A 26706-nucleotide genomic window follows, 5' to 3' on the forward strand; every position below is an offset into this window, starting at 1 on the left:
GTGCAAACGGTCCGACTCGCCCCACACGAGTTTAACGCGAACCTGTTGTTTAACGATAACGGGCTCGCGCCGTTTTTCGGGCTGGACAACGCGGTCAAACAGGCCGGCGGCTCCCGACGCGAGGAGTTCCACGCGGACGGCGAACAGTGGGTCGCCCGCCTCTCTTACCAAGAGAGCAACATCGTCCACCCCGGCAGTCAGACACCCCAGGGGACGGACTTCCGCATCGAGACGATCCGTGAGTACCGCATCAAAGTGATGCGCCATCCGTCGGAGGATTCGGTCGGTGAGCAAGACTTCACGGCCCACGTCGCGCCCCGCTGGCCGGGCATGGAGGGCGAGAAAGACGACGGCACCCGCGTCGAGATTCCCGTTCCCGATGGCTTCGGCGAAGGGGTGAACGTCCGGGTGAAGGGGTCGAACATCGCGTTCGACCACTATCCGAAGTTGCTCCGACGAGCGGCGGGAGTCCTGGGTATCGCGACGCGGTACTTCGAGGACCCGCACCCCTACTCGAACATTCAGGACGCCGAGCGCTACGCGCGGGTCCACACGGACGCCAGCGGCCCCGTCCACGCCCGCGACGGCCCGCTGGCCGCGATGGGGCATCTCTTGGAGAGCGACCGTTCAGGCTACCGCAAGGTCGTCCAGAACGACGACGACGAGCGCGGTCGGAATCTCCCCGGCTACTACCATACCGCGACGCTCGACGCGAGCCGCGTGCGCGAGGCGTTCCCCGACCACGCCCTCCCGAAAGAGGTGAAACACTACTACGCCCGAGAAGCGGCGTCGATGCCCGACGATCACCCGCTGTCCCATCCGAAGGTCGGCGCGTCGCTCCAGGCATCGCTGCTTGACGACGACGAGACGGTGCGCTGGCGAGATCTCGACCGGCTTCGCCGGGAGTTAGACCAGACGGTGCTGTCGGTGCTGGCCGACGCTGGACTGGACGTAGCGCCGAGCGATGGGCATGGGCCGTTCGTCGCGGATGCGTACTTCGAGCCGGCGGTTGACGAGAGCGGGCCCGACCCTATCGGGCTGGACCTGACGCGGGTCGAACAGTCCCAGGAGAGCGTGGTCGTGCGCCACCTCGCCGACGGCCTCTCGCCCGTGCAGTGGGAGGCGATGGAGACGCTGGTAACCGACGGTGGCCAGGTGGCGCCGGCGGACATCGCGGACGCGCACGGCCGGCACGTTGAGTCCGTCCGCCGGGCGCTGCGGGAGATGGATGATCTCGTCGAGCGCGAGTATGCGTCGGTGTCGTTGCGCTCGGAGTACGTCGCTGAAATGGTCCACGCGGCGGTTGACGAGGCACGCGAAGGGCTCGAACGCGCGGCGGAGGCGACGGCGAAGGCGATGGAGGCCGCCGAGCGCGGCCTAGACGAGACGATGAGCGCGTTCATCGCGTGGGCGGCCCGCCACGGTGTCGACGTAGACGATGCCCGCGATGCCCGCATGACGCTCCGATTCAACGGGACGGTCGCGAGCGACGTGGGTGAGTCCATCCGCGAGGGGTTCCGGGTCTGGAAGGACGCGGGGATGCCCGAGCAGCGCTATCGCGAGGCGCAAGTCCGGTTCGGTGACGGCTCGATCAGCGACGCCTGGCGGTTCCTGAACACCGGGTAGCAGCCCGCCCGAGTAGAGGCATCACTGTCGTTCGCCCCTGTTTTCCGGGTATTTCCCAACTATATTTGCGCTTCCCAGCTGTGATTCGGCAACCTCGGTTGTACTCGTCGGGGCCCGCGAGCGCCAGCTGGGCATCGCCGGCGCGACGGAACCCTACCCGGGGGGTTTGGTTCCGTCTTAGGGGTGTGGCTAAGGCCACTCGCTCAAAATACACCGCACCGCCTCTGCTAGTTCCAACTGCAATAGCGGCTGGCCGGTTTGAAACAGCTAACTGGCTGTCTGGTTGATGGTACCGACAGAACTACGGCTAATCGAGATATCGACTGTCGCAGCGTGGAGACGACGACGCTCTTCGTGGGCATGGGCATAGAGAACGAACTTTTCCCGGGTTTCATCGTAGGCGACAGTCGGGTCTTGAATACCTTTCTCGGGCTGAACAGACGAATTTCGGAAGGGTGCAGCGACATTTCCGATATACGTCAGATTCGTTCCGAGTTCCGCCGTCGCGAATAGAGCCACGTCGTACTTTGGGTGCTCCTTCGAGCGATCCGCGAAGACCAGATACATCCCATCGTGTTTGACAATCTCGTAATCCCCTGTTTTGAATCCATCTTCAGAACGGTATACGGGTTCTCGAATCGTCCAGTCCGAAATCCCGTTGGGTGATGTCGCATACCCGATTTTCGATCCGGAAAGGCCGCTTGTGTTACCAGCCTCGTAGAACATGTGGAAGGTCCCATTCTCGTGATATACGCCCGTATCGTCGATACCCTCTGGAAGTGACTTGTACCAGCTCCAATTCCCGTTCAGAGAGTCACCTGTCAGAACGCTACGACTGTAATAGGCGTACCAACTACCGTTCGCACGGAGCATATTGTCAACGGAGTCGCCAGGGGGCTTCACACGATAGAACACGTCTGTCCGGTTGATTTCCCACCCGTCTGCAGTCATCGGGACAGTGTCGCTGTCTGATTTGTAAAGGTGAGTGCAGTGATACTGACCGAGCAAGTACAGTTTTCCGTCATGCCACTCCAACTGATTATCGTGTGAAACGCCTGCGAATACAGAGCTGTTACGCGTTCGCTCAGCACGATACTCAATCTGATACGTCGAATTCTGTTCGGTCACGACTTCACCCGAACCTGAAAGAGTCTGTTTCGGCGTCGCTGACTCCGGTTGGGTTGAGTTCCACGCAAACTCGTCCGGTGGTTGGACACAAGCGCGTCTATCGGCTGGGTCTTGTGACCCTCCAAATAGAAAGAGCGTCGTCGCGCCCCCGACTAATCCGAGTACGATCCCGACGATCACTCCATATTTCACAAAATCAATCAGAGCGCCCCGTTCTGTCTGCATACCGGCCAGTGTCTACACCGACAATTTAGCTTTTTGAATTAGGTCTTTTCAGAACATCTCTCCGATCCCGAGCTTCGCCTGCCGGCTATCACGATGCTCGCCACCCCCATGCCAATGTAGCCGAGGGAGTCGTGACGAGTGGCGCATTTCCCATTTCAGCACCTCTACCCCACGGCCACGGACACGATAGGGAGCGAAGACGTACCACCCGCTCGCTTTGCGGAGTTTGGCATGATATTCCTCGTAGATTTTGAAATTTCCGGGTTGGCCGTCTGCATGGACTCGTTTTGCGGCTTTGATTTCGACGGGTGTTCCGTCCGGTCGGAGCGCATCATGCCAGCTACACCGTTCCAGCTCGAGTCGGTACCGCTTGGCGGCCTGGTGCTCGACGAGCGTCCCGTAGTGATTGGCGCGGTGGCTCGGCATCGCTACGCGCTCCGTGCGCTCGTCGCGCGTCTTATATATCTACTCCGCGCCCCCCGCCGCGCGCCCGGCCCATCGGTCGCTCTCGCTTCCCGACAGGGAACGAGGGCCGGCTGTGGGCCACTACTATACGGGGGACGGTTGCGCTTTACACGTTTCCATCCCGCCGCTTTCATGCGATTACTCCCTCCACTTGCGAAACCCATTCAGCCTTCTCGCCGCCGCTCTGGTATTCGTCGAACCAGTTTCGGACGGTAGTGTGGCTGTATGGAACGAATTTCGCGGTTTCACGCGGGCTCATATCCTGATATTCGATACACTCGCGGATGGTCCACATCGAGACGGTCTTGACCGTCTGTTCGTCCATCTCCGGGCCGTCTTCGTCGTCAGTCGGCCGCTCCCACGCCCACTCACTCGCCTCCTTGTCGTTGTATCGCCAGTCCGTCTCGGGGATGCCTTCGATGGGGTCGTCGTGAAGGTCGGCAAGTTCGCCGTTCTTGATGCTCTCAGCGACGAGCGCCTTCTTTTTCGAGACCTTCTTGACGATGATCCCCACTCGCCACAGCAGCGGGTGGATCGACTTCTCGCCGTGTGCGATGTAAATCAGCGCCCCGCCGTATTTGCGGATAAGATAGACTAACGGCGCCATCTTCTGCGCCACCTCGAACCCCTGCTTCCCCTGGCCGCCGGCGCTGACCGAAAACTCGTCACCGATGAACGTTTTCGGTCGCTGTTCGTTGTGCAGCGGGTCACCGTCTTGCTGAATCCACTCTTTTAGCGTCGGATAGTTGGGAATGAAGCCGTCTCGGGGCTCGCCGTACTCGTCCATCCAGGGGTCTTTCTCCCGCAGGCTCGCGATGTTGGTCCCGACGAGATGGTCGCCCTCGACGACGGCTTCGCGGCGCTGACCAAGGAAACTCGCGAAGTTGGTCTTACCGGCGCCCATCTCGCCCAGGACGATGATGACTGGCGCGGGGCCGGAGACGAGATCGTCGATTCGCTCCATCGCCTTGATACCGGAGATGTCGGCCTGCTGGCCCTGGTCTCCCGTTTGGTGCTTGAGCGTCTGCATGTCCCCGTTCTGGAGAGCCTTCCGACCGGCGTCGGTCGTCTCGATGCCGACCACATCGTTCCACTCCTGGAGGTCCTGCGCCTGGCCGGGCATCTCTCCCGGGCGCTCCGCTTCAGTCGGGTCGTAGTGCATCCGCATGACCGACAGATAGCGGGAGAGCTTCGGGTCGCGAACGTGGCCGGTGTGGGGGTCGGCTAGCGGGTCTTTGTGCCCATGCCCATCGACGTGCTCGCGGTACTGTGCCGGGGTGTACACGTCGTTGTCGTCAGTCATCGCTCATCGCCTCCTGTTGCTGGCGGGCCCGCTCCATTCGCTCGTTGAGGTCGGCGTCGGGCTGGCCCTCGGTATAGTCGTCGATGCTGGGCATCTCGTCGGCGTCGAGACTCGGGATATCCTCGTCGTCGCCCGACACGTCTTCGAACACTTCACTGCCGGCCGTCCGGTCCAGAGTGACACCGCGCTCGCGCGCCTCTGCGAAGTCGTTGACCGTCTCCTTCTCGTACTGAACGACGCCGCGGGACCACTTCGCGCGGGTGTCGGCGAGCTTCTCGATCTGGTCGAGCATCCACCCGTGCATGTCGACCATCATCGACTGCGAGGTGTAGAGTTGGGTATCCTCTAACCCCGACAGCCAGACGCCTTTCACCCGGAGTTCGTCGATATCGTCGAGATACTCGTACTCATGGACCGCCCAGGCACTCCCGCCGTTGACGGGGTAGGGGTCCGGGCCGTCGACAGTCTTGTCCTGCCAGGTCTGCGGCGGGACGTAGTGCTTCTCGATGTCCTTCCCGTCGGTTCCGCGAGCATCGATGTGATGCACTTCGACCCAGTTGCGCCGGCGCAACCAGCGGGCGATAGCGACGCCCGCCAGGTAGCAGGGGATGCCAAGCACGAGCCAGGCGACGATGGCGGCGCCGGCCCACGTCGGCGGGGTCGGAATCTCCGGGCGGTAGTAGGCGAACAACGCAATCGCTCCGAGGACCATGCCGGTGACGAGATACTTGAACTCCGCAATCAGGTAGACGGCGTGGTCCCACCGGGAATCGAATGTGGGGGCGGTCTTCTGGGACATTAGGCCACCTCCGGCCGGCCCCGCTCGCCCCGGAGTTCGTTCCACCCGGCGATGATCATCCAGACGAGCATGACCACGACGCCGATGATGAGGCCCTGAAGGCCCGATAGCTCCCGAATCACGTCGAGCCCGCCACCGGACTGTTTGACGATGACGCCGTAGATCGGCGTCTTGTCCGTGCTGAGGACGACCGCCGCGCGGCCGCCCGCCTCGGTGACCTGAATTGCGACGGTCGATGTCTCGCCCGCACCGAACGCTTCCGAGCGCGACCGGCCCTCGCCGCCGCCGTCGGCGAGGAACCCGCCGTCGGAGAAGGTGATCGTTTGGACCGCCTCGGAGCGAACGGTCACCCTCGCGATGCCCTTCTCCGGCAGGTACTCGCTGCCGACGAGCGCGGTGTCGGAGTCGATGCGGGTCACGTTGCCGTCAGACTCCGGCGCCGAGACGGCCGTCGGCGTCGGGCTCGCCGTCGGCGCCGGCGTCGCGGTCGCGGTCGACTCGCCGAGTGAGATGTCCGGGAGTGAGATGTTCCCGCCGCCGGTCGCGTTCGAGAGCCACCGGCGGGTGCGCTCCGCCTGTCGGCCTCCGCGGTCGGCTCCCTCAGAGCGGACCCACTCGGCGACCTCGCGCACGTCGTCGACGGTGGCGTTCCCCGGGTCGGTCGCGAGCACGTCGTCGAGGCCGTCGTCGGCCGGGGTGGCCGTCGGCGTCGGCGCCGCGGTCGGGGTGGCGGTCGGAGCCGAGCTAGAGCTGGGCGAGGAACTCGTCGGCGTGGTCGTCGCGGAGATCGTCGTCGCGGTCGGCGTCGAGGCCGCCGGCGTCGCGGTGGCGTTCGGCGTGGCGGTTCCGTTCTGAGCCGTGGGCTGTGGGCTCGCGGCGACCGCGCCGGTCGCGAGAGCGAGCACTGCCAGCACTGTGAGCACGAAAAAGCGCATGGGTGGGTTACCTCCGGCCGCCGTTGCTGAGGACGACCACCGCGACCGCCCCAGCGACGAGCACGAGCACGACGGTCTGGTTCCCGCCGCCGAGGAGCCCGCCGCCGGCGCCTCCCCGGTTGTTTTGCTCTAATGCGGCGAGTTCAGCCCTGAGCATGGATAGCTTGTCATACACCCCTGTAAGCCCCTCTAGCGAGGTCGTCTGATAGCTCACGTCAGGGTACGTGACCGACGATATTTTGCCGCCAGACTGGTTGTACGCCGAGGTTATCGTCACTCGGGTATTGTTCGGAATGCGAGTCATCGTCTGGTTCGAGACGACAAACTCGCTTCCCGCGATATCGGCGGTGTTGTACGTTTTCCCGACTTCCCAGCCGCCACTCGGCGGGTTCTTGTCCGCCGCCAGGATCGCGTTCTGGTAGACCGTCCCGTTCGGCCCGCCGACCCGGACGGTCATGTTCTTCTGCTCAGAGAGGTCATCAGGCGGCGAGACACCGAGTTTAGCCAGCCGGGCCAGCGCGTACGTCTGATAGGACTCGTCTTTCGTACCCGGCGAATACTCCCGCATGAGCGTCCGAGCGGTCGTTATCTCGGATAGGTTCAGGTCGCCCTGCTGGTACTCCTCGTAGGTCCCGTCAACCATTGTGCCGATATTGTCATTTACATGATTCTGCTGCTGCTGGATATCCGACCACAGGATCATCGCCTCGCGCATGACCGTGTAGTTGGTCGGGTTGTCGAGAGACTGCGGTTTCTCCACACGAATACCCGAGACAGACACTGCTGCGGTGTTTTTGTAGTCCATCATCGGCGGGAGCCCCTGGTCAATAGCGTAGACTGTCCCATCCGCCGACGACTGGAATCCCTGCTGAGTTCCGTCGCTCATGTGGACTTGCCCGTTACTTGAGAAAGTCATCGCCAGCGTATCAATAGTAGTACCATTGACAAGCTCGACGGTTTCCGTTCCGACGGTCGCGTCCGGGTCGGTCACCGACAGCGGCATGGCCCCGGAGTAGTCTTCACTCCGCGGACCAACAGAGAACCGGACGAAATTCGACGTGACAGACTCGTTATCCGCCACTCTCCTGAGGTACTGGTACTGGCGGAGCCCCTGGTCCATCACGTGAGCTAATTGTATCTGTTTCGCGGCGTAGTAGTCCGCTGCGGCCGATTTTGCCGCACTCATCGCTGCGGCTTTGCTGCTGCCGTTCTCAAGCGCACGGACGTAAGCCAGATTTGCCTCGGAGAGCGCCGCTCCGCGGGTATCTTCAAGGTAGTTGTCCATCGTGTCCGAGAAAACCTGGCCGTGGGCCCGAGTGTTCTGGAGAGACTGATACATCTCCAGTTTGACTTCTTGCTGGTCGAGACTCTCGTCGACCGTCGTCGAGCCCGGTAGCCCCATGCACTCGACAACCTTCTGTTGGCCGAGTACACCAGAGATGGACTCTACTGGCCCACAGTTCAGGTTTCGGTCTCCGCCGGTCCCTGCGATGAGCTTCGACTGTTTGTTGTTGACGAGGTTCGCCAGCGTGTCCACCAACCCGACATTTGACAGGTCGCCGAAACTCGGCTCGCCGGAAGCGGCCGGACCCGCGTGAGAGACTGTGAAGTTGATGGTTTCGTACGCTTCACGGTTTCCGAACACGAATTGCGCCGTGTCCGCCGCCTCGTGTTCGTCGCGATAGAGAACCACGTGGTTGCCGTTCGGTCCGTCAGGCGTCGACACCTCGATTTCGATGCGTCCGGTCACGTCCGACGTGTCGACTACCGCCCCGTTGGGCGAGCCGGAGACCGACCCCGACCAGGCGTCGGATTGGGCGCCAGCGAGGCCGGTCAACGCCGGCGCGGCCAGCGACATGACGAGCAGCAGCGCGAGCACGGCCGGGCCGGCCGCCTCGCGGGCCCGGCTGGCGCGGCGGCCGATCATGCTGCCTCCCCGACCGTCGTGACGGTCGTCCTCGCGGGCTCGGCCTGATGGTCGACGCGCTCGACGGCCGTCCGCTCGTCACTGCAGCGGGAGCACCGACAGCGCGCCAGCAGGTGCCGGCCGGTCAGGGGTTCCTCGTCGATGCGGTCCATCGAACAGCCCAGCAGGCGGCAGCGCAGCGTCATGCTGCCTCCTCGTCGTGCATGCCGAGCGGGTCGCCCACGTCCACCCGGTCGGGGTCGTCTTCCTGGTCGGACTCGCCGCGGTCGTCTTCGAGCTGGGCGTCGCGAGCGTCGCGCCGTTCGCGGAGGTGGTGGCCGGCGACGACGGCGCCGGCGGCGATGCTGGGGACGACCACGGGGAAGGGGTCACCGACGACGGCCGAGGCGATCGTGCTCGCCGAGACGCCGATGGTCCCGACGAGCCCATAGCCCAAGGTGCGGTCCATCGATGCTCACCCCAGGTACGAGATGACGTAGTAGCCGGCGGCCTGGACGCCAAGCGAGACGATGCCGATGATGGGCTCGCTCTGGACGACTTCGCGCAGCCCGAGGATGTTGAGGCCGGTGCCGATGACGAGCACGACCGTCCCGATCATGACGTAGGACTCGGCGGTCGCCTGGCCCTTCGCGAGGTTCTTGAGGTCCGTGTCGATTTCCATGTCCTTGCCGGCCGAATCCATCCGATTGGTCGCGTAGGCGGCCAGCAGCGACAGCAGCGACAGCACGAACGCGATGGTGATCTCGGTGCCCGCGCCGGTACCCGAACCGCCGATGGTCCAGATGCTCCCCGAGAGGGCGTGACCGAGGATGGTGATGGTCGCGATGCCGGCCGTCACGGCCGCCGACAGCGCGAAAACGGTGCCTGCGATAGCGTCTTCCATGTCGATTTGTCCGAACATGATTCGGTCGTCCGCCAAGGAGACGGACGGCCGACGCTCGGCGACGGTCTAGTAAAAGACAGGTCGGCAGTTACTCAGAAACCGTATAATGGCTCTCGATAGCGGATTCTAGAATAGACAGGTGGTATTTAGCCGCATTCTGGGCCGATTCAATCCGCTTTTTCTCTCCCTGAGTAAGGGCATCAAGCGCAATTTGGTCAGAGTCAACCATTTGCTGGATATGATCCATCTTCGAGCGGATTCGGTTCGGGGGTTTTAATCTCGTCTCCCGTTCTTCGTCGTCACAGATAGATAGCGTCAAATCCGGGGATTGGATATCGATCGGCTCTGCTTCTGGAACCGGTTCTCCTCGGTTGAATACAGGATCTTTAATCGCAATCAGCTGGTCCTCCGCTAATTCCCATTCAGATGTGACCCAGATCTCAACGTACCACACGTCAAGCAGATCGATACGTCCGTGGGCTACAGCGCTTGAGTTTTGCTGAGTAAAGTGCTCGCGTAATCGAGCTACTAGATGTCGCGACCGGGACTCAGATGCGTATCCGACGTACACCGGGTTCCCGTCCAAGTCATACATACAATAGACGCCGCCTTTCCGCGGTACCTTGTCCCAATTGATGTCAGACATGGCAATAGGGTTTGACCATGCCCTCATATTTCCTCCGACAACTCTATCAGTAAAGTCCCAAGAATCAAGCTCCGCCTCGATAATTGCCTGTGGTAATGGGCGATTCGTTGACTCTGACCGGTGAAGTGGCCAACCTATTTGTTGATGTTATTGACGAGGTGGATAAAGAGATCGGCGAAAATCGGACCTACGGCGCTGGGATTGGCCCTCACGACGAGGACGACCAGATAGATGCTCTGGTAACTAAAGTCCGGGAACAGGAGTTATTCGATGGTCGTATCTCCACCGCCAAATCGGATTCATCCGAGGTTCGTTATCCAAGCGGACGATCCGCTGATCTCGTAATCGAGCGAGACGGTGAAAAGGAATACTGTGAAGCGAAGTTATTCCGATTTCAGAAGGCCAACGAGAACCCCTCCTCTCGCGGATTCAGTAAGGTATTCAATCCGTATCAAGACCGAAATCCACGCTCGTTCATCCACGACGTAACGAAGCTCGCAGAATCGGATATACGGGTAACGAAGACGTTTCTAGCGCCGTATTATCGCCCCGTCAACGGTGCTGGGACAGAAATAGCTAGCAGGGAAATCGCGGAGAAATTCGCTAACGAAGTTGAATGCTGGACGGAACACAAGATCTCGATCGATGCTGTTGCTCACTTCTCGGGACTCCAGCACGACGTACATCAACGCGGAGCTATTCTTGTCTGGAACTTGGAAGACCAGCCGGACCAGTGGTTCTAATTGACAGTTGGATTTTTGGATTCTCAGGACAGTGGACCGTTTTGAATCTGTGACCCCCAGCTGTCGCACGTCGAGAGATTCGTTCGACGCGATATGCACACGAACGCGAATCGGCCGTGTGCATATTCGAGGCGGTGTGGCCCCCTGAGTGGAGGATGTCGATGGCCGTGGGCTGTGGGCCAGTATAGGTTTAAGAGTAATCGGGCTTTCAGTTACTCGCTCAGACCTGCATTTTGGCTTCGTGTTCACGAGCGGTCGGTATGCGAATCCGCGAAGACGGCAAGCATGCGCACCGGACCGACACCATCGAGCAGGCTGCCGAGTTCTGGGACTGCAACAAGACCACTGCGTTGATGCGGTCGGCAGATTTCGCCCAAAGAATTGACAAACGGGTCCGAATGGTGCTTGCTCGTGGTGATTTGACTATTGAGCAGAAGCAGGAGATCGCTGAGACCCTTAGTATTATTGGTACCTATGAGATAATGGTGTCAGAAAATATTTTGGTTGAAAAGTGAGTTTCCTGGATTTCATTCCTTATCAAGAGTCTCTAACTCAGAATCAACTGTTGGACGTTCCTCGTTATCTATAGACGGCCGTTCATCTTCCTCGGATGAAGGTACTATAGAATCTTCTTGGTTGCATTCTTCTGGTGGCAATAGTGTCATCAGGTCCTTTCCGGAGGCTGTTTGTGTCAGTCTGTGAGCTTTGCTATATGGCTCATCAACGAGAGCAAGGTGATCAAATCCTTGGATATCCCGTAGTTCTACAGAACACATCTCGCCAGAATACGCTCTACCCTTGATGTGTGCGCAAGATGAATACTCTTCGCCACAGATAGAACAGATCATACTACCAACGTCAAACGCGGGACTTACAAATTGGATAGACGGGAACAACAGGTGCTCGTAAGCATCGAGTCGGTCTAGAAACGGCTCAACATTCATTTTCTCAGCCACTTGGTGTGCTCTTGCTGCAGCCTCTGCGGAGTTTCGTGATGCTAACAGGTGTTCCCACGCATCGTTAGGACGATTCTCCTTCAATGAAACAATCATTTCTAACTCTCCGATTAGAGCACCGACCATATATTCGATTGACAACAACAGATTAGCATCATTTGGATTGCCGTTCGAGGATAGCTCATTCTTTGTTTCTACTGTATACTCCTGAAGTTCATACAGCCGATCTATTGAGGCGTTTTGATGCTGTTTTGCACGAACAAAGTAACGAGCGGGCGTAATATCGTTAACAGTTTTAACAAATCGGTGAACTAACTCTGGCCCTTTCAGGCTCCTTTGCGAGGTATTATGCAGATTCGGTTTCCTTGTCATCTGTGGCCTCCGCCTCGTCAGGATCAGATTCCATAAGTTCGTCGCGTTCGACTTCGAGCTTGTCAAGAACTTGTTCTAGTTTATCGGGCTCCCCTTCGTATTCTACCTGTTTACAAGTCCCATCTGGGTGTTCCACGCTAAATTTGAATTTTATTGAAGAGTGACGTTGAGTTGAATAGTATGACTCAATAAGTCCAATAACAGTCAGGACACTGTCCCAGTTTTCAACTAGAAACTCGGCAGTGAAATGGATAATTGGGCCGATCGTCTCTGCTGACCAAGCATGGGTGACTGGACGTTCGTTTGACTCTGTGAGTTCATCCGGATCAACCCCTTCTTGCTCTAATAGCTTCTCTATAGTAAGCGCCTCTTGATTCATCTTCAGTTCATCCACATCGTCGGCTGAAAAATAGTTTCGAGGTAGAACTACGAGAGATTCTGGGGATTCTAATCCAAGATGTTCAGCCTGGGAGCGCACACTACTGCTATTGCGAACAACGATATCTGGATCGTTTTCCATTTGGTCTCACATCCACTATGTGATCAAGTACTATTGAGTTTGTGCTGCCACTCTCGTCAAAACATCGATTGACTAATACTTCTCCACTGAGCCAATAGTGTAGATGAGTCAGGTCTCATCCAAACGAAGATCATCGGTCTCAAGTTCACCTGACAGATACCTTCGGCCCTTCTCGGAGATACAGTAATAACTGCCGTCGTCCACTTCAACAAGGTCAGATTCTGCTAGTTTGGCAAGTCGTTGAGACACCCACGAACGTGAGTAATCAAGATTTCTCGAAATCACAACAGGTGAGAGTTCTAACCCGGATTCATCTAAGAGTTCGAGAATCCGGTCATCGGTCTGATTCATCCAGTCCACCCGCGGACGCATGGTCCGCGAATCGATTGACTCTGGTTAACGGTTTTTGATACGTTGTCAGTAGATACCATATCCGTTATCTACAGTCAACGAAATCGTTGAGTAAATTTAAGTGAGGTTGGTCCAACAGTCGGGCCAAGAGCGTCACACCGGGCTGGCGGGCCGGAGGTCCTGCGAGAAAGAGTCGGTAGCCGACGACCCTACCCGTCGGCCGGGGTGTCGCTCTCGCGAGCGAACACATGACCACGAGAGATGCACGCCGCCGTAAGTCAGGTGGCACGACGAACCGCCCGCTACCCCGTTTTACTTTCACCGGTGAAATCCGCGATTTTGCCGGGACGGGGGCTGAATCGCTTTACTTTCACTTTCACCACGCGCGTCTGGATTACCCCTTTTACGTCCCCGACATTCAGTCACGCCCGGCTATGTCGGAAAACGAGAAGGAAGTCGTCCAGATCGAGGACCGCCACGACCGGTGGCGGTTCACCTGTCCCCGCGGGCACCGTTCCTGGGAGCCCACGAACCACCACTTCTGGTGTTCGAAGTGCGCCAGCGCCGAGGGCGTCGATGGCGTCTTCGACGAGCTGCGCGACAAGCGGAACGATGACCTACTCCGGCGTGACGAGGTGCGCCTGCTGACGCCCGCCGGACCCTACGACCGTGATCTCGACTATCGGGAGGGGTCGGCGTGACGCGCGAGTTTGTCGTCTCCGACGAGCGTCCATCGGTGAGCTACGGACCGACTCGGAATCTGGACGAGTGGGTCCTGGCGGTCACCTGTGAAGATGAGCGCGTCGAGATCGTCCTCGACGAGCGAGCGATGTATGACCTGTGGGTGGAGGTTCGGGGTGTCCCCTGGCCGGACCCGCCGAAGAGTCCGAAAAACGAGCGTCTCGTCCGCCAGTTGGTCCACGCGGCCAACGGCGCCGATGAGGAGATGCTGCAGGACGCGCTCGAAGCCCTGGGGGTGCGACGATGAGCGACGACGATCTCGTCTCTATCCCGCCCAAAGAGGCGGTCGAGCTTCATCTTGATAGCCTGGAGGATACGGCCGCGGACTGGACTGAGAAGGGCCACCGGAGCCACCTCCGGGCGTGGGTGGAGTGGTGCCGCGAAGAGGGCGGCATCGACTCGATGGACGAGGTGACCGGCCGGGACATCTACGAGTTCCGGCGGTGGCGTCGTAACGGTGGCTACTCCCGCGGCGAAGACGAGTTGGCGGCCCGGACCGTCCACACGGCCCTGACGACGATACGGTCGTTCCTGCGGACCTGTGCGTCAATCGAGGCCGTCCCGCAGGACCTGTACGAGAAGGTCCAGCTACCGACCCTGAGCCGGAACGAACAGGTGTCGGACTCGTGGCTCCCGCCGGAGCGCGTCCCGCCGATTCTCGACTACCTGAGCAGCTACGAGTACGCGAGTCGCGATCACGTCATCTGGGTCCTGGTGTGGCACACTGGCGCCCGACTCGGCGCGGTCCGCGCGCTCGACCTGGGCGACGTAGAGCTCGAAAGCGACGAGCCCGGGCTGCGGTACCGACACCGGCCAGAGACCGGAACCCCGCTCAAGAACGACGACCAGGGGGAGCGGTACAACCGTATCAGCCAGCGAGTCGCGCGAGTCCTACAGGATTACATCGATGGGCCGCGTGTGGAAGCGACCGACGAACACGGCCGGACGCCGCTCGTGACGACGAAGGCCGGCCGTCTGTCGGCGACATGTATCCGGAACGCGTTCTACCGCTGGACCCGGCCGTGCAAGATCGGCGAGGAGTGCCCGCACGACGAGGACCCGGATACCTGCGAGTACGCCCGTCACACCGGGATGAGTTCCTGCCCGTCCGCCCGCTCGACCCACGACGTGCGGAAGGGGCGGGTGACGAAGTACCGGAACGACGGCGTGCCGCGTGGCGTGGTCGCGGACCGTCTCGACTGTTCGGAAGAGATCCTCGACAAGCACTACGACCGAGCGAACGAGCGCGAGAAGGCAGACCGCCGATGGGAGTTCATCGACGATGAGTAACACCCAACCTGAATCCACGAAAGTACCGAATATTGGGGCTGTGGGGGCCTGCAGCGCCCATCATTCTGCGTGACGGTAACATTCGTCGGACTGCGGTACGCCGCTCGTAGAGGAGTCCCCTCCTCGGTCGACCTGATTTCGTCGACTCCGTCGAGGCACAACTACTGACTCCGACGACCTCCGGGAACGGGGGACGATCGTCGAGGACGATGGGTTCGAGATCGCCGATTGGACCTCCGATGCACGCCGGACCTATCTCAAGGGGCTCCCCGTCGAAGCGCACAGTGAGCTGACACCCTCCACCGTCTTCGAGCACTCGCCGCTGAGGACACCCCTGTTCGGCTGAACGAGGCCCGATCATCCATCGATGTCGCGAGTTCGTTGCTGGATCTCGCCGACCGGCTCGCGACGGAAACGAACGACGACACCTACCGAGACCTCCCGAGATGAGTCGACGCTAGTAGCTGTTTTTTAGGCTCGGGCGGCGGAGTGGTCGCGCCGTCCCGGCGCCGAAGGGGAACCATCGGCCGGATCGGCCACCTTTTTCGTCCGAGCGGCCCGGACTTCGGGTATGGACACACGCGAGTTCGGCTCGACAGGCTGGGACGTGACGGAGATCGGCCTCGGGACCTGGAACGTCGGCCCGTCGTGGGGTGACGTGACCGACGAGCAGGCCAGGGAGGCCATCCGAACGGCGCTGGACGACGGCGTCAACTTCGTCGACACCGCCGAGGTGTACGGCCAGGGCCGCGCCGAGCGGCTCATCGGCGAGGTGCTCGACGAGCGCGACCCCGACCGGAAGATCTACGTCCCCACGAAGGCCGCGCCGGACGAGGACGGCGGCCACTCCGAGGAGGGCCTGCGCGCCTCCGTCGAGGGCTCGCTCGACCGGCTCGGCGTCGACTCGCTGGACCTGGTCCAGCTGCACTGCCCGGAGACGGAGGCGTTCTACGACCCGGAGAACTTCCGGGTGCTGGAGGAACTCAAGGCGGAGGGGCTGATCGACCACGCCGGCGTCAGCGTCGAGAAGGTCGAGGAAGCCGACAAGGCCATCGAGCACGACGTCGTCGAGTCGGTGCAGATCATCTTCAACCCGCTGCGCCAGCGCCCGGCCGAGCGGTTCTTCGAGCGAGCGGCGAACGAGGACATCGGGATCATCGTCCGCGTCCCGCTGGCGTCGGGCCTGCTCGCGGACGCCTTCGAGGGTCCCGAGGACTTCGACGAGGGGGACCACCGGCGGACGGCCGCCGAGGAGGGCGTCGACGCCGGCGTCGGCCGCAAGGGCGGGGAGACGTTCGCGGGCGTCCCGTTCGAGGACGGCCTGGCCGCCGTCGACGACCTGCGGCCGTTCGTCCCCGGCGACGCGACGATGGCGCAGTTCACGCTCCGCTGGATCCTCGACCACGACGCCGTCTCGACGGTGATCCCGGGGTCGACGACGCCCGAGCACGTCGCCGAGAACGACGCCGCCGCCGAACTGGACCCACTCAGCCACCAGACACACGGCGCGGTCCGGGACATCTACGACGAACACGTCCGCGACTACGTCCACCACCGCTGGTGACGGGTCGGCGAGTCCGGTGCAGACTGCCGTCCGAGCGGACCACTCCGAAATCTTCTTAGGGGTTCCCGTCGCCGTCGTCTCCCGTCGAGTGGGGAGCGCTCGGGAGCGCTCCGTGGGTGCGTTTCAGCCGGAGATCACGGCCGGCCAGTCGCAACGCTGTCGGCCGGATCTCCACCCGAAAACGGCGGGTTCGTCGCTCGTAGCCGTTCCGCCGCGCGCTCGACCGCCGCTCATACGGACTGCTGTAAGTCATTACCGCATCGAGCGCCCGCTGTGGGGCGGTCGTCGCGGCAAACAGTCACAGCAATCCGTATCAGCCCGCGCTCGCGCCGCTCGTCCGTTCGCTCCCGTCGACGGACCCGGCGTCGTCGCCCAGGCCCCGACCCAGGAGATAGAGCGGGAACCCGAACGCGACGGTCGCGGCGGTCCACGGGACCGTGGTGAAGGCGGACAGCAGGACGCCCCATAGCGGTGACGCCGACGGCGCGTAGAGGACGGCGGCGCCGAACGGCGACGCCAGTAGCGCCACCGCGACGGGAGCGCTCACGGTCCGGTCCCGTTCGCGTGCGCGGCCGAGCGGGAACCAGAGCGCGGCGGGCACCGACAGCAGCGCGGTCTGGACGGCGACGAGGGAGACGGTACTCGCCGCGACGGCGACGAGCGTCGATGCGCCGAGGGTGTACGCGAGCGCGGCGCGCGCGGACGGGCGGTCCAGCGCTATCGCGCCCCCGGCGACGAGCGCGTACAGCGCGGCGAAGGTGGCGACGGTCTCGGCGACGGCGGCGTCGAGGAGCACGGGACCGGCCAGCGCCGCGCCGGCGAGTACCGCGACCGCGGCGCCGCCCCCCGCGATCCCCTTCCCGAGGGGCGACGGATCGACGGCGGGCAACTCGCCGCCCCAGCGCCGCAACGCCAGCAACAGGGAACCCAGCAGAACCGCGGGCGCGACGCCGAGCGCGAGCGCGCCCGGTTCGGCGAGTGAGACGCCGAAGGCGACGAACCCGGCGGTCGTCAGCGCCCGCGATCCGGGACCGTCCGTCGGGGCGAACGCCAGGCGGGTGTCGCTCCCCAGTCCCGGTTGCTCGTCGGTGGGACGCCAGACGGCCGCGCCGTCCTCGACGGTCGCGCCCGGGGGCGCGCGGCTCACGACAGTTCCGTTCGGCCCCTCGATCCGGAGCCGGTCGGCTTCGAGGGCCAGCCCGGCACGGCGAGCCCGCGGGTCGAGCAGGTCCACGAGGACGACCCCGCCGAGGCTCCGGTGGGCCACGCCGGGTTGGGTGAAGGTGACGACCAGCGTGTCGTTCGCGACTTCCGTATGGAGGTTCCGCGGGTCGTCGACGACGGAGCGGCGGTCGAGACTCGCGCGGACGACGCGCTCGCGGAGCGTCGCGTTCGCCGCGAGCCGGTCGGCCGCGCGGTCGTCGACCCGGACGCGGGCGTGCCAGCGTCCGCTCCCGTCCTCGCGGACGCTGATCGTCGCCGCGCCGTACTCGACGGTGAGCGGGACGCCCGCGTCCTCGGCGGCGTCGGCGAGGCCGTCCCCGCAGACGCCGCAGACCGCTTCCGGCGGCGGCGCCGCGGCGGCGGGTCCGACTGCGACCGCCGCGAGCGACGCACTGACCAGGAGGACGGCGACCGCACCGAGGAGGACGAAACGACGGGCTGTCATCGTCTGCCCGCTCACTCGCCGGTCCCAAGTGGGTTCCGGAGGGTCAGCCGGTCGTTTCACCTATTCGTACTCGTAGAAGCCCTTCCCGGTCTTCTTCCCGAGGTCGCCCGCCTCGACCTTGCGCTTGAGGAGGTAGGCGGGCTTGTAGCGGTCGCCCAGCTCCTCGTGGAGCGTCTCGGAGGCGTGGAGACACACGTCGAGGCCGATGTGGTCGGCGAGTTCGAGCGGCCCCATCGGGACGTTCGTGCCGAGTTCCATCCCGCGGTCGATGTCCTCCCTGGCGGCGACGCCCTCGTCGTAGGCGCGGATCCCCTCGTTGATCCACGGCATCAGGATCCGGTTGGTCACGAACCCCGGCTTGTCGTCGGCCTCCCAGGTCTCCTTGCCGAGTGCCTCCGCGAACTCGTGGGCGAACTCCACGACCTCGGGGTCGGTCTTCTCGCCGACGACCACCTCGACGCCCTTCATCACCGGGACGGGGTTCATGAAGTGCAGCCCGACCACGTTCGCGGGCCGGTCGGTGGCGGCGGCGATGGTCGTGATCGAGAGCGTGCTCGTGTTCGTGGCCAGCACCACGTCGTCGTCGGTCGCGTCGTCGAGGTCGGCGAACACGTCGCGCTTGACGTCGATGTCCTCGACGACCGCCTCGACCACCAGGTCCGCGTCGGCGAGGTCGTCCATCTCCGTCGTCCCGGTCACCCGGTCGCGCATCGTCTCGGCTTCCGCTTCATCGATCGTCCCCTTCTCGACGAGGCGGTCGAGCCCCTCTGTCAGGTTCTCGATCCCCTGGTCGACGAGGTCCTGCTCGATGTCCCTGAGGACGACCTCGTAGCTCGACTGGGTGGCGACCTGTGCGATCCCGCTGCCCATGGTGCCGGCGCCGACGACGCCGACGGTGTCGACCGCATCGAGTCCGCGCATACCCCATCTGTGCCCGCCGCCGGCGTAAGCCTACTCCCGGTCGACGACCGGTTCCGTCGAACGCTCTCTCGCCCGGCGGCCGCGCTACGCGTCGAGTTGTGTTCGAGTACTTGCCACTTCATCCCGTCGCGCCTTCCGGATACTTCAACGCGACCGATTTCGGCCCTCCGAGCGCGTGTGAACGCCACGCACGCCCCAATCGTTTACTCGGCCGGTAGTAAATAGTGTCAGAAAGAAGATATATACGTTCGGTCCGTGTACGCGTATCCGTAATGCGACCCATCGCAGACGCTCCGGTCACGCGGGACGGGAAAGTACTCGTTTTGGCGTACGACCACGGTATCGAGCACGGGCCGGTCGACTTCGACCCCCAGCCCGAGAGCGCGGACCCGGAACACGTCTTCGATGTGGCCACACACCCAGCCGTCACCTCCCTGGCGGTCGGCAAGGGCGTCGCCGAGGCCTACTACCCCTCCTACGAGGACGACGTGTCGCTGCTCGCCAAGCTCAACGGCACGTCCAACCTCTGGATGGGCGAGCCCGACAGCGCCGTCAACTGCTCGGTGGAGTACGCCGCCGAGGAACTCGGTGCCGAGGCCATCGGATTCACCGTCTACCCCGGCGTCAACGGCGAGGTCGAGATGTTCGAGGAGTTCCGCGAGGTCCAGGAGCAGGCCCGGGAGTACGACCTCCCCGTCGTGATGTGGTCCTACGCCCGCGGCCAGGCCGTCAAGAACGATTCCAGTGAGGAGGTCGTCGCCTACGCCGCCCGCCTCGGGCTCGAACTCGGTGCGGACATCGCGAAGGTCAAGTATCCCGGCAGCGAGGAGGCCATGGAGACGGTCACCCGGATGGCCGGCCCGACGAAAGTGCTGATGTCCGGCGGTTCGAAGACCAGCGACCGCGAGTTCCTGGAGAGCGTCAAAGCCGTCATGGACGCCGGCGGCGCCGGCCTCGCCGTCGGCCGCAACGTCTGGCAGCGCGAGAACCCCCGGCGCATCCTCGACGCCCTCGAAGAGGTCATCTTCGAGGAGGCCTCCGTCGACGAGGCCCTCGACGCCGCGGCCCCCAAACCATGAGCAAGCAGCTCCCACCGTCGGCCGACTGGGTCGGCCACCCCACCGTCGACGCCGTCTTCGACGTGGTCCGCGACACCGCCGCCGAGGTCCGCGCGGCGCTGCCCGAGCGCCGCGCGTACGTCGAGGGCCACAACCCGAGCGGCGAGAAGGTCCGCGCCGCCGACGAGTACGCCGACGAGCTGTTCGCCGAGCGGCTGCTCGCGCTCGACTCCGTCGCCAGCTACGCCTCCGAGGAGCGTCAGGCCGCACGCGAGGCCGACGACGGCGGCGAGTTCCACCTCGCGCTGGACCCGCTGGACGGCTCCTCGAACCTCACCTCGAACAACCCGATGGGCACCATCGTCAGCGTCTACGACGAGCCCGTCCCGACGACCGGCGACCGCCTCGTCGCCGCCGCGTTCGTCCTCTACGGCCCCAACACCACGATGGTCGTCTCCGACGGCGAGAGCGTCGACGAGTACCTGATCGAGGACGCTGCCGGCGGTGACGGCGAGGGCGACGGGGAGGCTGACGACGGTCGGAAACTCCTCCGCGAGGGGCTCACCCTGCCCGAGGACCCAACGGTCTACGCCTTCGGCGGCCGCCGGCCCGACTGGACCGACGACGTGACCGAGGCCGTCGAGGCGCTGGAGGACGACCGGCTGAAGCTGCGGTACGGCGGCGCGTTCATCGCCGACGTGATGCAGGTGCTCACCCACGGCGGGATCTTCGCCTACCCCGAACTCGAAGACACGCCGGAGGGCAAGCTCCGCCACTGCTTCGAGTGCGCCCCGGTCGGCTTCGTCGTCGAGGCCGCCGGCGGCCGCGTCTCCGACGGCTACGGCGACCTCTTCGAAACCGATCCCGACCGGCTCCACGAGCGCAGCCCGGTGTATCTCGGGAACGCCGAACTCGTGGACCGAGTCGAGGCGACGCTGTCGTAACGGCCGCTTTTTCACCCGTTCGCGCTCTCGCCGCCGCCGACCTTCCCGAGGACGAACCGCAGCAACACCACGACCAGTCCCAGCCCCACCAGCCCGCCGAGCCCCATCCCGATGAGCCGCAGCGGGAGGACGGAGAAGACCGAGAGGACGGACAGCAGGCCGCCGCCCCCGCCGACGACGACGGGGCCCGCGCGGGTGCCGTTGACCATCACGGTGTGGTTGCCCTCGCTGGCGAACTGCGTGGTGAAGTTCACCCGCCGCTGCTCGCCGGCGGGCACGGCGACCGACTCCCTGGCGACGAACGAGACGTTCGTGTCGTGGAGCGTCTGGAGCCCGGCGGTGTAGGTGCCGTTCGCCTCGCCGCTGTTCGCGAGCGTGACGTTGACGGCGACGGACTCGTTGACCGCGACGGCGGTCCGGTTGACCGTGACGTTGCTGACGAAGATGGTCGCCTCGCCCGCGGGCTCGTCGTCCGGCGCCGTCCCGTTGCCGGGCGCTCCGTCGCCGCTCGTCCCGTTCGCGACGGTCCCGTTCCCGGCGCTGCCGTTCGCGACCGTCCCGTCGCCCGCCGTTCCGTTGCCGGCGGGTCCGTTCGTCCCGTTCGCCGCGGCCAGCGCGGGGTCGGTCGACAGCGAGAACACCGACAGCCCCGGCGAGTCGACGCGGTAGCGGACCCGGTCGTCGTCGCTCTCGACGACGCTGGTCCCGATAGCAGACCAGTTACCGCCCGAGAGCCGGTAGACGGTGAGGTTCGCGGGGTCGAGGCCGTGGGCGTCGAGGTACGGGCGGCGGACCGACAGGTCGTAGGTCACCCCGTCGACGGCGTCGGTGACGGAGTGCTGGACGGTGACGGTCGCGGCGGCCGTCGCGCCCGCGGGGCCGCTGAGAGCGGCGCCCGTCCGCTCGCGGGCGACGACCGTGGCCGTGAGGTTCGTGTCCGCGGCCGCGCCGATCCGCAGGCGCTCGACGGAGACGTTCGCCGTCGCGACGACCGGGCGCGACGCGTTGTCCGGGACCGCGACGGTCGTCCCCGCGGCGGCCCGGCGGACGGCGACCGACGCGCTGGCCGTGCCGGCGCGGCCGTCCCGCAGCGACTCGACGCTGACGCTCGGCCAGTCGGTCCCGCTGTCGTCGTCGCCCGCGTCGGCCTCGGTCTCGCCGACGAACGTCTCGCGGGCGGCCCCCGCGACGACGAACTCCTCCGTGTGTTCGACCCCCTTCGCGTCGGTCGCGCGGACGATCACCGTCGTACGGTCCGCGTCGATGGCGACCTCGCGGTCGAACTCGACGCGCTGGCTGCGCGACCCCGAGTGGACGACCTGGTAGTCGACGGTCTCGCCGGTGGCCGCCGCGCGCGTCTCGACGACGAGGCGCTCGGTGACGCCCTCGAAGGCGGCACCGGCGAGGAACAGTCGCTCGTCGCCCAGCACGACCGTCCGGTCGCGGTCGACGGCGATCGTCGGCGCCACGTCGCGCTCGGACTGGGGGACCCGCTCTATCTCGACCGTCCGGGTCGTCGTCTTCCCCGACGCGTCGGTCGCCGAGACCGTCGCCTCGTAGGTGCCGGTGTAGAGGGTGTACAGCGACTCGTTGAACGACACCGAGAGCCGGTCGGGGTCGAGCGCCCGCGAGCGCTCGGCGGCGATCGTCTCCTCGCCGGTGACGTTGCCGTCGGGGCCGCGCAGCGTCAGGTTCGCCGACTTCACCCGCACGTCGTCGGTGACGGTCCCGGCGAGGTGGACCTTGTTGCGGGCCGTCTCGTTGGGGAACGGTTCGACCGAGATTGCCGGCGCGCGGCGGTCCTCGACGCTGATATCGAAGGCGTAGATCCGGACGTTGCCGAACTCGTCGGTGGCGGTGAGCCGGAACTCGTTGGTCGCGTTGCCGCTCTCGGCGTAGCCCAGCGGCATCTCCACGGAGAAGTTCTCGCCCACGTCCCGGAGCACGCGCGTCGAGCGCTGCCCGTCGAAGGTGCGGGTGATCTGCAGTTTCTCGACGCCGGAGGACTCGATGACGTTGCCGGCGATCGTGGCCCGCGAGCCGTTGGCGGTCCCGTCGCCGATGGACTTCCACGGCGCCGTGTCGTAGGGGCTCGTCAGGTAGACGTGGGGCGCCTCGGCGTCTTTCCGGACCGTGAACGCGGTCGCGTTGACCGCGCCCGCGTCGTCGGTGACGATGACCCGCACCGAGTTCTCGCCGTTCGACAGCGTCGGCTCGACCGTCTCGCTGACGCTCGTCCCGTTGACCTCGATCGATTCGGCGAGCTCGCCGTTGACCCGGACGACGACCTCCGAGAGCTCGGTCCCGTCGACCGCGCGGTCGCCGACAGTTGCGTTGACCGTCATGTCCACGTCCGTCCCGGCCTCGTAGGTGTCCCCGTCGCCGATGTCGGTCGACCGGATCGTGATGTCGACCGCCGGCTTCGCGCTGTCGGCGCCCCCACCGGCGGCGACCGCCGGCGCCGCGACCGACACGAGAACCAGCACCACCACGGAGAGCGACCGGAGACGCATTGACGCGACCTTCGCCGTTCACCTACTTACCCGTTCGTCCGCGGGTATCAACTTTGAGATCCGCCGCGAGGGGCTCCGCCGGCCTTCGAGCGGCGACGGCGTCGGCGCCGGGCGGGGCGGCATATTTTACCGCGGGCGTGCGAGGTGTGAGGTATGCGAGTCCGAATCGCCCAGGACGCCACCGTCGAGGAGGCCGAAGCGATCGCCTCGGCGATCGAGCGGACGGTCCCGGGGGACGGCCGGGTGGAGGTGTACGTCGGCGACGCCGACGAGCCGGCCGTCGTCCACGAGTTCGAGGGGGAGTCGGCCGGGGCCCCGTCCGGCGGCGAGTCGGCGGGCGGGACTGCCGACGAGGCCCTCGGCCCGACCGCCCGCGAGCAGGCGCTGCGCGAGGAGATCGCGGACATCCGGCGGGGCGGCCCCGAGAAGTACCGCGAGCGGCTGGCCGAACAGGGGAAGCTGTTCGTCCGCGACCGGCTGGAGCTGTGGTTCGGCGACACCGACCCGGTGCCCGGCGAGGTCGACCCCGCGGAGCGCGACGCGACCGCCGACCCCTCGGGGCTGCGCTTCGAGGACGGCAAGTTCGCCAACTTCGACGCGTGGCACGCCGACTCGCCCGAGACCGGCGGTGACGGGAACGGCGAGGGCGACGGGAACGGCGGGAGCGACGGTGACCGGTTGCCCGCGGACGGTCTCATCACCGGCGCCGCGGCGTTCGCGGGGCGGGACGTGCACTTCATGGCCAACGACTTCACCGTGAAGGCGGGCTCGATGGCCGAACACGGCGTCGAGAAGTTCCTGCGGATGCAACAGCGGGCGCTGAAGACCGGCCGGCCGGTCCTCTACCTGATGGACTCCTCGGGCGGCCGGATCGACCAGCAGACCGGCTTCTTCGCCAACCGCGAGGGCATCGGCAAGTACTACTACAACCACTCGATGCTGTCGGGCCGCGTCCCGCAGGTCTGCGTCCTCTACGGTCCCTGCATCGCCGGCGCGGCCTACACCCCCGTCTTCGCCGACTTCACCGTCATGGTCCGGGACATGTCCGCGATGGCCATCGCCAGCCCGCGGATGGTCGAGATGGTCACCGGCGAACAGATCGACCTCGACGAGCTGGGCGGCCCCGACGTACACACTCGCCACTCCGGGTCGGCGGACCTCGTCGCCGAGGACGAACACCACGCCCGCGACCTGGTCGCCCAGCTGATATCCTACCTCCCGGACAACAGCGACGAGGACCCGCCGCGGACGGAGGGCCGCGCGCCCGCGAAGTCGCCCGGGGGCATCGACGGCGTCGTCCCGGAGGAACCGAACCGCGGCTACGACATGGAGCGGCTGATCGAGCGGGTCGTCGACGCCGACACCTTCTTCGAGCTCCAGCCGGAGTACGGCCCGGAGATACTCACGGGGTTCGCCCGGATCGACGGCCGACCGGTCGGCGTGGTCGCCAACCAGCCCGCCCAGCGCGCGGGGGCGATCTTCCCCGACGCCGCCCGCAAGGCCGCCGAGTTCGTCTGGAAGTGCGACGCCTTCGACGTTCCCCTCCTCTACCTCTGCGATACCCCCGGGTTCATGGCCGGCTCGGACGTCGAGAAGGAGGGGATCCTCGAAGCGGGCAAGAAGATGATCTACGCCACCTCCGCCGCCACCGTCCCCAAACAGTGCGTCGTCGTCCGGAAGGCCTACGGGGCGGGCATCTACGCGATGTCCGGTCCCGCCTACGACCCCGAGTCGACCATCGGGCTCCCGTCGGGCGAGATCGCCATCATGGGCCCGGAGGCGGCGATCAACGCCGTCTACGCGAACAAGCTCGACGACATCGACGACCCGGAGGAGCGCGAGCGCCGCGAGCGGGAACTCCGCGAGGCGTACCGCGAGGACATCGACGTCCACCGGATGGCCAGCGAGGTCGTCATCGATGAGATCGTCCCCCCGAGCGACCTGCGCGAGGAGCTGGCCGCCCGCTTCGCCTTCTACGAGTCCGTCGAGAAGGAGCGCCCGGACAAGAAACACGGGACGGTGCTGTAGGCGGTCGGCTGCTGAGACGGCGACGAGCGGCGGGGCGGCGACGAGCGGCAGGTACGGCCCCCGTCGCCCGTCAGTGACGAGCGCCGCGCCGGCGCTGTCGGTGCCCGCAGTGGTGACACTCGTAGAGCCGGCGCGGGGTCGCGGCGTCGTTCAGCGGGGTCCACTCGCGGTCGCGGCCGATGACCGGCCCGCGGACGCCGCAGTTGCGACAGCGCATCGGCACGTCAGGTGCCACCCCCGTCGCGTTCGTCGAGGCCGCGGGCCCGCCGGCGGACCCCGTCGACCACGGCGAGCGCGAGCGGCGGTCGGGTGGCGTCGGCGACGACCCGGCCGGTCATCGCGCGGTGGTGGCCGGCCGCCTTCAGGAGACAGCACAGCCCGACCGGCGCGCCGACGACCGTCAGCGTCAGGAGGACGCCGATCAGTCCCCAGGCGAACCGCCCGCGCCGGTTGCGCTCCGGGTCGGCGTCGTAGCCGCAGGCCCGACAGACCGTCGCCGCGGGGACCACCCGCCCGCAGTGGCGACAGCGGCCGAGTTCGCGGGTCACGTCGCGGTCACCTCCCGGCCGACGGCCGGCGGCTCTCCGGTCCGGTCCGTGCGCCGACACGCCCGCCCCGCCGGGGCGGTCGCGCGGTCGTGTGTGCGTGACATGGTGGGTTCCGAGACGCCGGAGGCGTCTACCCGACCGGAGGGCGGGGACCGTCAAGAAACGGCGACTCGGTCAACCCCGATTAAGCCGAGTTACCGACGATTTAGCGACTCACACCCCCTTTTTCCGGGCCGATCGGAGGTCAGTCGTCCGCGGGGTCGCCCAACAGCCCCAGGTCCTCGGCGACCAGGTCGCGGACCCGGTCGGCGAGCGCGGGGTCGACCTGCGCCACCTGCTCGCCGTCGTGGACACCCTCGTTGTGTCGCTCGACCGCGTCGGCCACGTCGTCGATCGGGACGGCCGTCTCCGTCCCGCACTCCGTGCACACCACCGGCACCGTCGGGTCGTCTGTCTCGTCTGCCATCGGTCTCGACCCGGTATTGACCGCCCCCCGTCATACATCCCTCGGGTCGGACCGACGACCGGGCCCCCGCCCACGCCGCCCGCCG

At 64.9% G+C, this 26706-nt stretch carries 26 protein-coding genes; 10 read left to right on the top strand and 16 right to left on the bottom strand.

From position 1 onward, the window contains the following. Positions 1–1626 carry a DUF7845 domain-containing protein gene (locus tag E3328_RS06870; RefSeq protein WP_135363847.1) on the top strand — a complete coding sequence of 542 codons (1626 nt, stop codon included), beginning with the start codon at positions 1–3 and terminating at the stop codon, positions 1624–1626. 267 nt (positions 1627–1893) lie between these two features. On the opposite strand, the gene E3328_RS06875 is transcribed toward E3328_RS06870, so the two are convergent. The 9 genes from E3328_RS06875 to E3328_RS06920 form a co-directional block, all read right to left on the bottom strand. Beyond that, entirely contained in the window at positions 1894–2979 is a 1086-nt protein-coding gene (locus E3328_RS06875; RefSeq protein WP_135363848.1) for a glycoside hydrolase family protein, read from the bottom strand. Between the two features lie 595 nt (positions 2980–3574). Then, positions 3575–4747 (bottom strand): hypothetical protein, encoded by a 1173-nt coding sequence (locus E3328_RS06885; protein WP_135363850.1) that lies wholly within the window; start codon positions 4745–4747, stop codon positions 3575–3577. Further along, entirely contained in the window at positions 4740–5546 is an 807-nt protein-coding gene (locus tag E3328_RS06890; RefSeq protein WP_135363851.1) for a hypothetical protein, read from the bottom strand. Before E3328_RS06890 ends, E3328_RS06885 begins: the two co-directional genes overlap by 8 nt. Next, positions 5546–6481: a DUF8063 family protein gene (locus tag E3328_RS06895; protein ID WP_135363852.1), complete on the bottom strand. Its 936-nt coding sequence runs from the start codon at positions 6479–6481 to the stop codon at positions 5546–5548. The genes E3328_RS06890 and E3328_RS06895 overlap by 1 nt, the downstream gene beginning before the upstream one ends. Positions 6482–6488: 7 nt before the next feature. Then, positions 6489–8408: an Env/VP5 family phage fusion protein gene (locus tag E3328_RS06900; RefSeq protein WP_135363853.1), complete on the bottom strand. Its 1920-nt coding sequence runs from the start codon at positions 8406–8408 to the stop codon at positions 6489–6491. Further along, positions 8405–8593 (bottom strand): hypothetical protein, encoded by a 189-nt coding sequence (locus E3328_RS06905; RefSeq protein ID WP_135363854.1) that lies wholly within the window; start codon positions 8591–8593, stop codon positions 8405–8407. Before E3328_RS06905 ends, E3328_RS06900 begins: the two co-directional genes overlap by 4 nt. Further along, positions 8590–8856 carry a hypothetical protein gene (locus E3328_RS06910; protein WP_135363855.1) on the bottom strand — a complete coding sequence of 89 codons (267 nt, stop codon included), beginning with the start codon at positions 8854–8856 and terminating at the stop codon, positions 8590–8592. Before E3328_RS06910 ends, E3328_RS06905 begins: the two co-directional genes overlap by 4 nt. A 6-nt stretch (positions 8857–8862) precedes the next feature. Then, positions 8863–9309, bottom strand: a complete 447-nt coding sequence (locus tag E3328_RS06915) for a DUF8023 family protein (RefSeq protein ID WP_135363856.1) — start codon at positions 9307–9309, stop codon at positions 8863–8865. Between the two features lie 70 nt (positions 9310–9379). Further along, positions 9380–9937, bottom strand: a complete 558-nt coding sequence (locus E3328_RS06920; RefSeq protein WP_135363857.1) for a GIY-YIG nuclease family protein — start codon at positions 9935–9937, stop codon at positions 9380–9382. A 95-nt stretch (positions 9938–10032) separates the two neighbouring features. Here E3328_RS06920 and E3328_RS06925 point away from each other — a divergent pair, with 95 nt between their 5' ends. Next, entirely contained in the window at positions 10033–10680 is a 648-nt protein-coding gene (locus E3328_RS06925) for a hypothetical protein (RefSeq protein WP_135363858.1), read from the top strand. Between the two features lie 260 nt (positions 10681–10940). Further along, positions 10941–11195: a DUF7692 domain-containing protein gene (locus E3328_RS06930; protein WP_135363859.1), complete on the top strand. Its 255-nt coding sequence runs from the start codon at positions 10941–10943 to the stop codon at positions 11193–11195. Between the two features lie 12 nt (positions 11196–11207). Here the strand turns inward: E3328_RS06930 and E3328_RS06935 are convergent, their stop codons facing one another. After that, a complete protein-coding gene (locus tag E3328_RS06935) occupies positions 11208–12008 on the bottom strand; it encodes a hypothetical protein (protein WP_135363860.1) in 801 nt (266 codons plus the stop codon). Next, the gene (locus tag E3328_RS06940; RefSeq protein ID WP_135363861.1) at positions 11983–12528 is read right to left on the bottom strand and encodes a hypothetical protein; all 546 of its coding nucleotides are present in this window, start codon (positions 12526–12528) and stop codon (positions 11983–11985) included. The genes E3328_RS06935 and E3328_RS06940 overlap by 26 nt, the downstream gene beginning before the upstream one ends. Before the next feature lie 785 nt (positions 12529–13313). Between E3328_RS06940 and E3328_RS06950 the strand changes: the two genes are divergently transcribed. The 4 genes from E3328_RS06950 to E3328_RS06965 all read left to right on the top strand — a co-directional run bounded on the left by E3328_RS06950 (position 13314) and on the right by E3328_RS06965 (position 16474). Then, on the top strand, positions 13314–13580 hold the full coding sequence (locus tag E3328_RS06950; RefSeq protein ID WP_135363863.1) for a hypothetical protein: 267 nt from the start codon (positions 13314–13316) through the stop codon (positions 13578–13580). After that, entirely contained in the window at positions 13577–13867 is a 291-nt protein-coding gene (locus E3328_RS06955; RefSeq protein WP_135363864.1) for a hypothetical protein, read from the top strand. Before E3328_RS06950 ends, E3328_RS06955 begins: the two co-directional genes overlap by 4 nt. Continuing rightward, positions 13864–14910, top strand: coding sequence for a tyrosine-type recombinase/integrase (locus E3328_RS06960; RefSeq protein ID WP_135363865.1), 1047 nt, complete (start codon positions 13864–13866; stop codon positions 14908–14910). Before E3328_RS06955 ends, E3328_RS06960 begins: the two co-directional genes overlap by 4 nt. A 571-nt stretch (positions 14911–15481) precedes the next feature. Beyond that, positions 15482–16474 carry an aldo/keto reductase gene (locus E3328_RS06965; RefSeq protein ID WP_135363866.1) on the top strand — a complete coding sequence of 331 codons (993 nt, stop codon included), beginning with the start codon at positions 15482–15484 and terminating at the stop codon, positions 16472–16474. A 313-nt stretch (positions 16475–16787) separates the two neighbouring features. Here E3328_RS06965 and E3328_RS06970 read toward each other — a convergent pair whose 3' ends face one another. Continuing rightward, a complete protein-coding gene (locus tag E3328_RS06970; protein WP_135363867.1) occupies positions 16788–18143 on the bottom strand; it encodes a hypothetical protein in 1356 nt (451 codons plus the stop codon). Between the two features lie 60 nt (positions 18144–18203). Further along, positions 18204–19064, bottom strand: coding sequence for a 3-hydroxyacyl-CoA dehydrogenase family protein (locus tag E3328_RS06975; protein ID WP_135363868.1), 861 nt, complete (start codon positions 19062–19064; stop codon positions 18204–18206). A gap of 272 nt (positions 19065–19336) precedes the next feature. On the opposite strand from E3328_RS06975, the gene E3328_RS06980 reads away from it, so the two are divergent. Together E3328_RS06980 and E3328_RS06985 are read left to right on the top strand one after the other, a co-directional pair. Next, a complete protein-coding gene (locus E3328_RS06980) occupies positions 19337–20143 on the top strand; it encodes a class I fructose-bisphosphate aldolase (protein WP_135363869.1) in 807 nt (268 codons plus the stop codon). Beyond that, complete coding sequence (locus tag E3328_RS06985) at positions 20140–21066, top strand: class 1 fructose-bisphosphatase (protein ID WP_135363870.1); 927 nt, start codon at positions 20140–20142, stop codon at positions 21064–21066. Before E3328_RS06980 ends, E3328_RS06985 begins: the two co-directional genes overlap by 4 nt. Before the next feature lie 11 nt (positions 21067–21077). Here E3328_RS06985 and E3328_RS06990 read toward each other — a convergent pair whose 3' ends face one another. Beyond that, positions 21078–23579, bottom strand: a complete 2502-nt coding sequence (locus E3328_RS06990; RefSeq protein ID WP_135363871.1) for a hypothetical protein — start codon at positions 23577–23579, stop codon at positions 21078–21080. Between the two features lie 153 nt (positions 23580–23732). Here E3328_RS06990 and E3328_RS06995 point away from each other — a divergent pair, with 153 nt between their 5' ends. Beyond that, positions 23733–25607 (top strand): acyl-CoA carboxylase subunit beta, encoded by a 1875-nt coding sequence (locus E3328_RS06995; RefSeq protein ID WP_135363872.1) that lies wholly within the window; start codon positions 23733–23735, stop codon positions 25605–25607. Between the two features lie 224 nt (positions 25608–25831). On the opposite strand, the gene E3328_RS07000 is transcribed toward E3328_RS06995, so the two are convergent. Both E3328_RS07000 and E3328_RS07005 read right to left on the bottom strand, forming a co-directional pair. Then, positions 25832–26155, bottom strand: a complete 324-nt coding sequence (locus E3328_RS07000; protein WP_135363873.1) for a hypothetical protein — start codon at positions 26153–26155, stop codon at positions 25832–25834. A gap of 244 nt (positions 26156–26399) precedes the next feature. After that, complete coding sequence (locus E3328_RS07005; protein ID WP_135363874.1) at positions 26400–26621, bottom strand: DUF8149 family protein; 222 nt, start codon at positions 26619–26621, stop codon at positions 26400–26402. Between the last annotated feature and the right edge of the window lie 85 nt (positions 26622–26706).

This window comes from Halosimplex halophilum, from assembly GCF_004698125.1.
GTDB lineage: Archaea > Halobacteriota > Halobacteria > Halobacteriales > Haloarculaceae > Halosimplex > Halosimplex halophilum.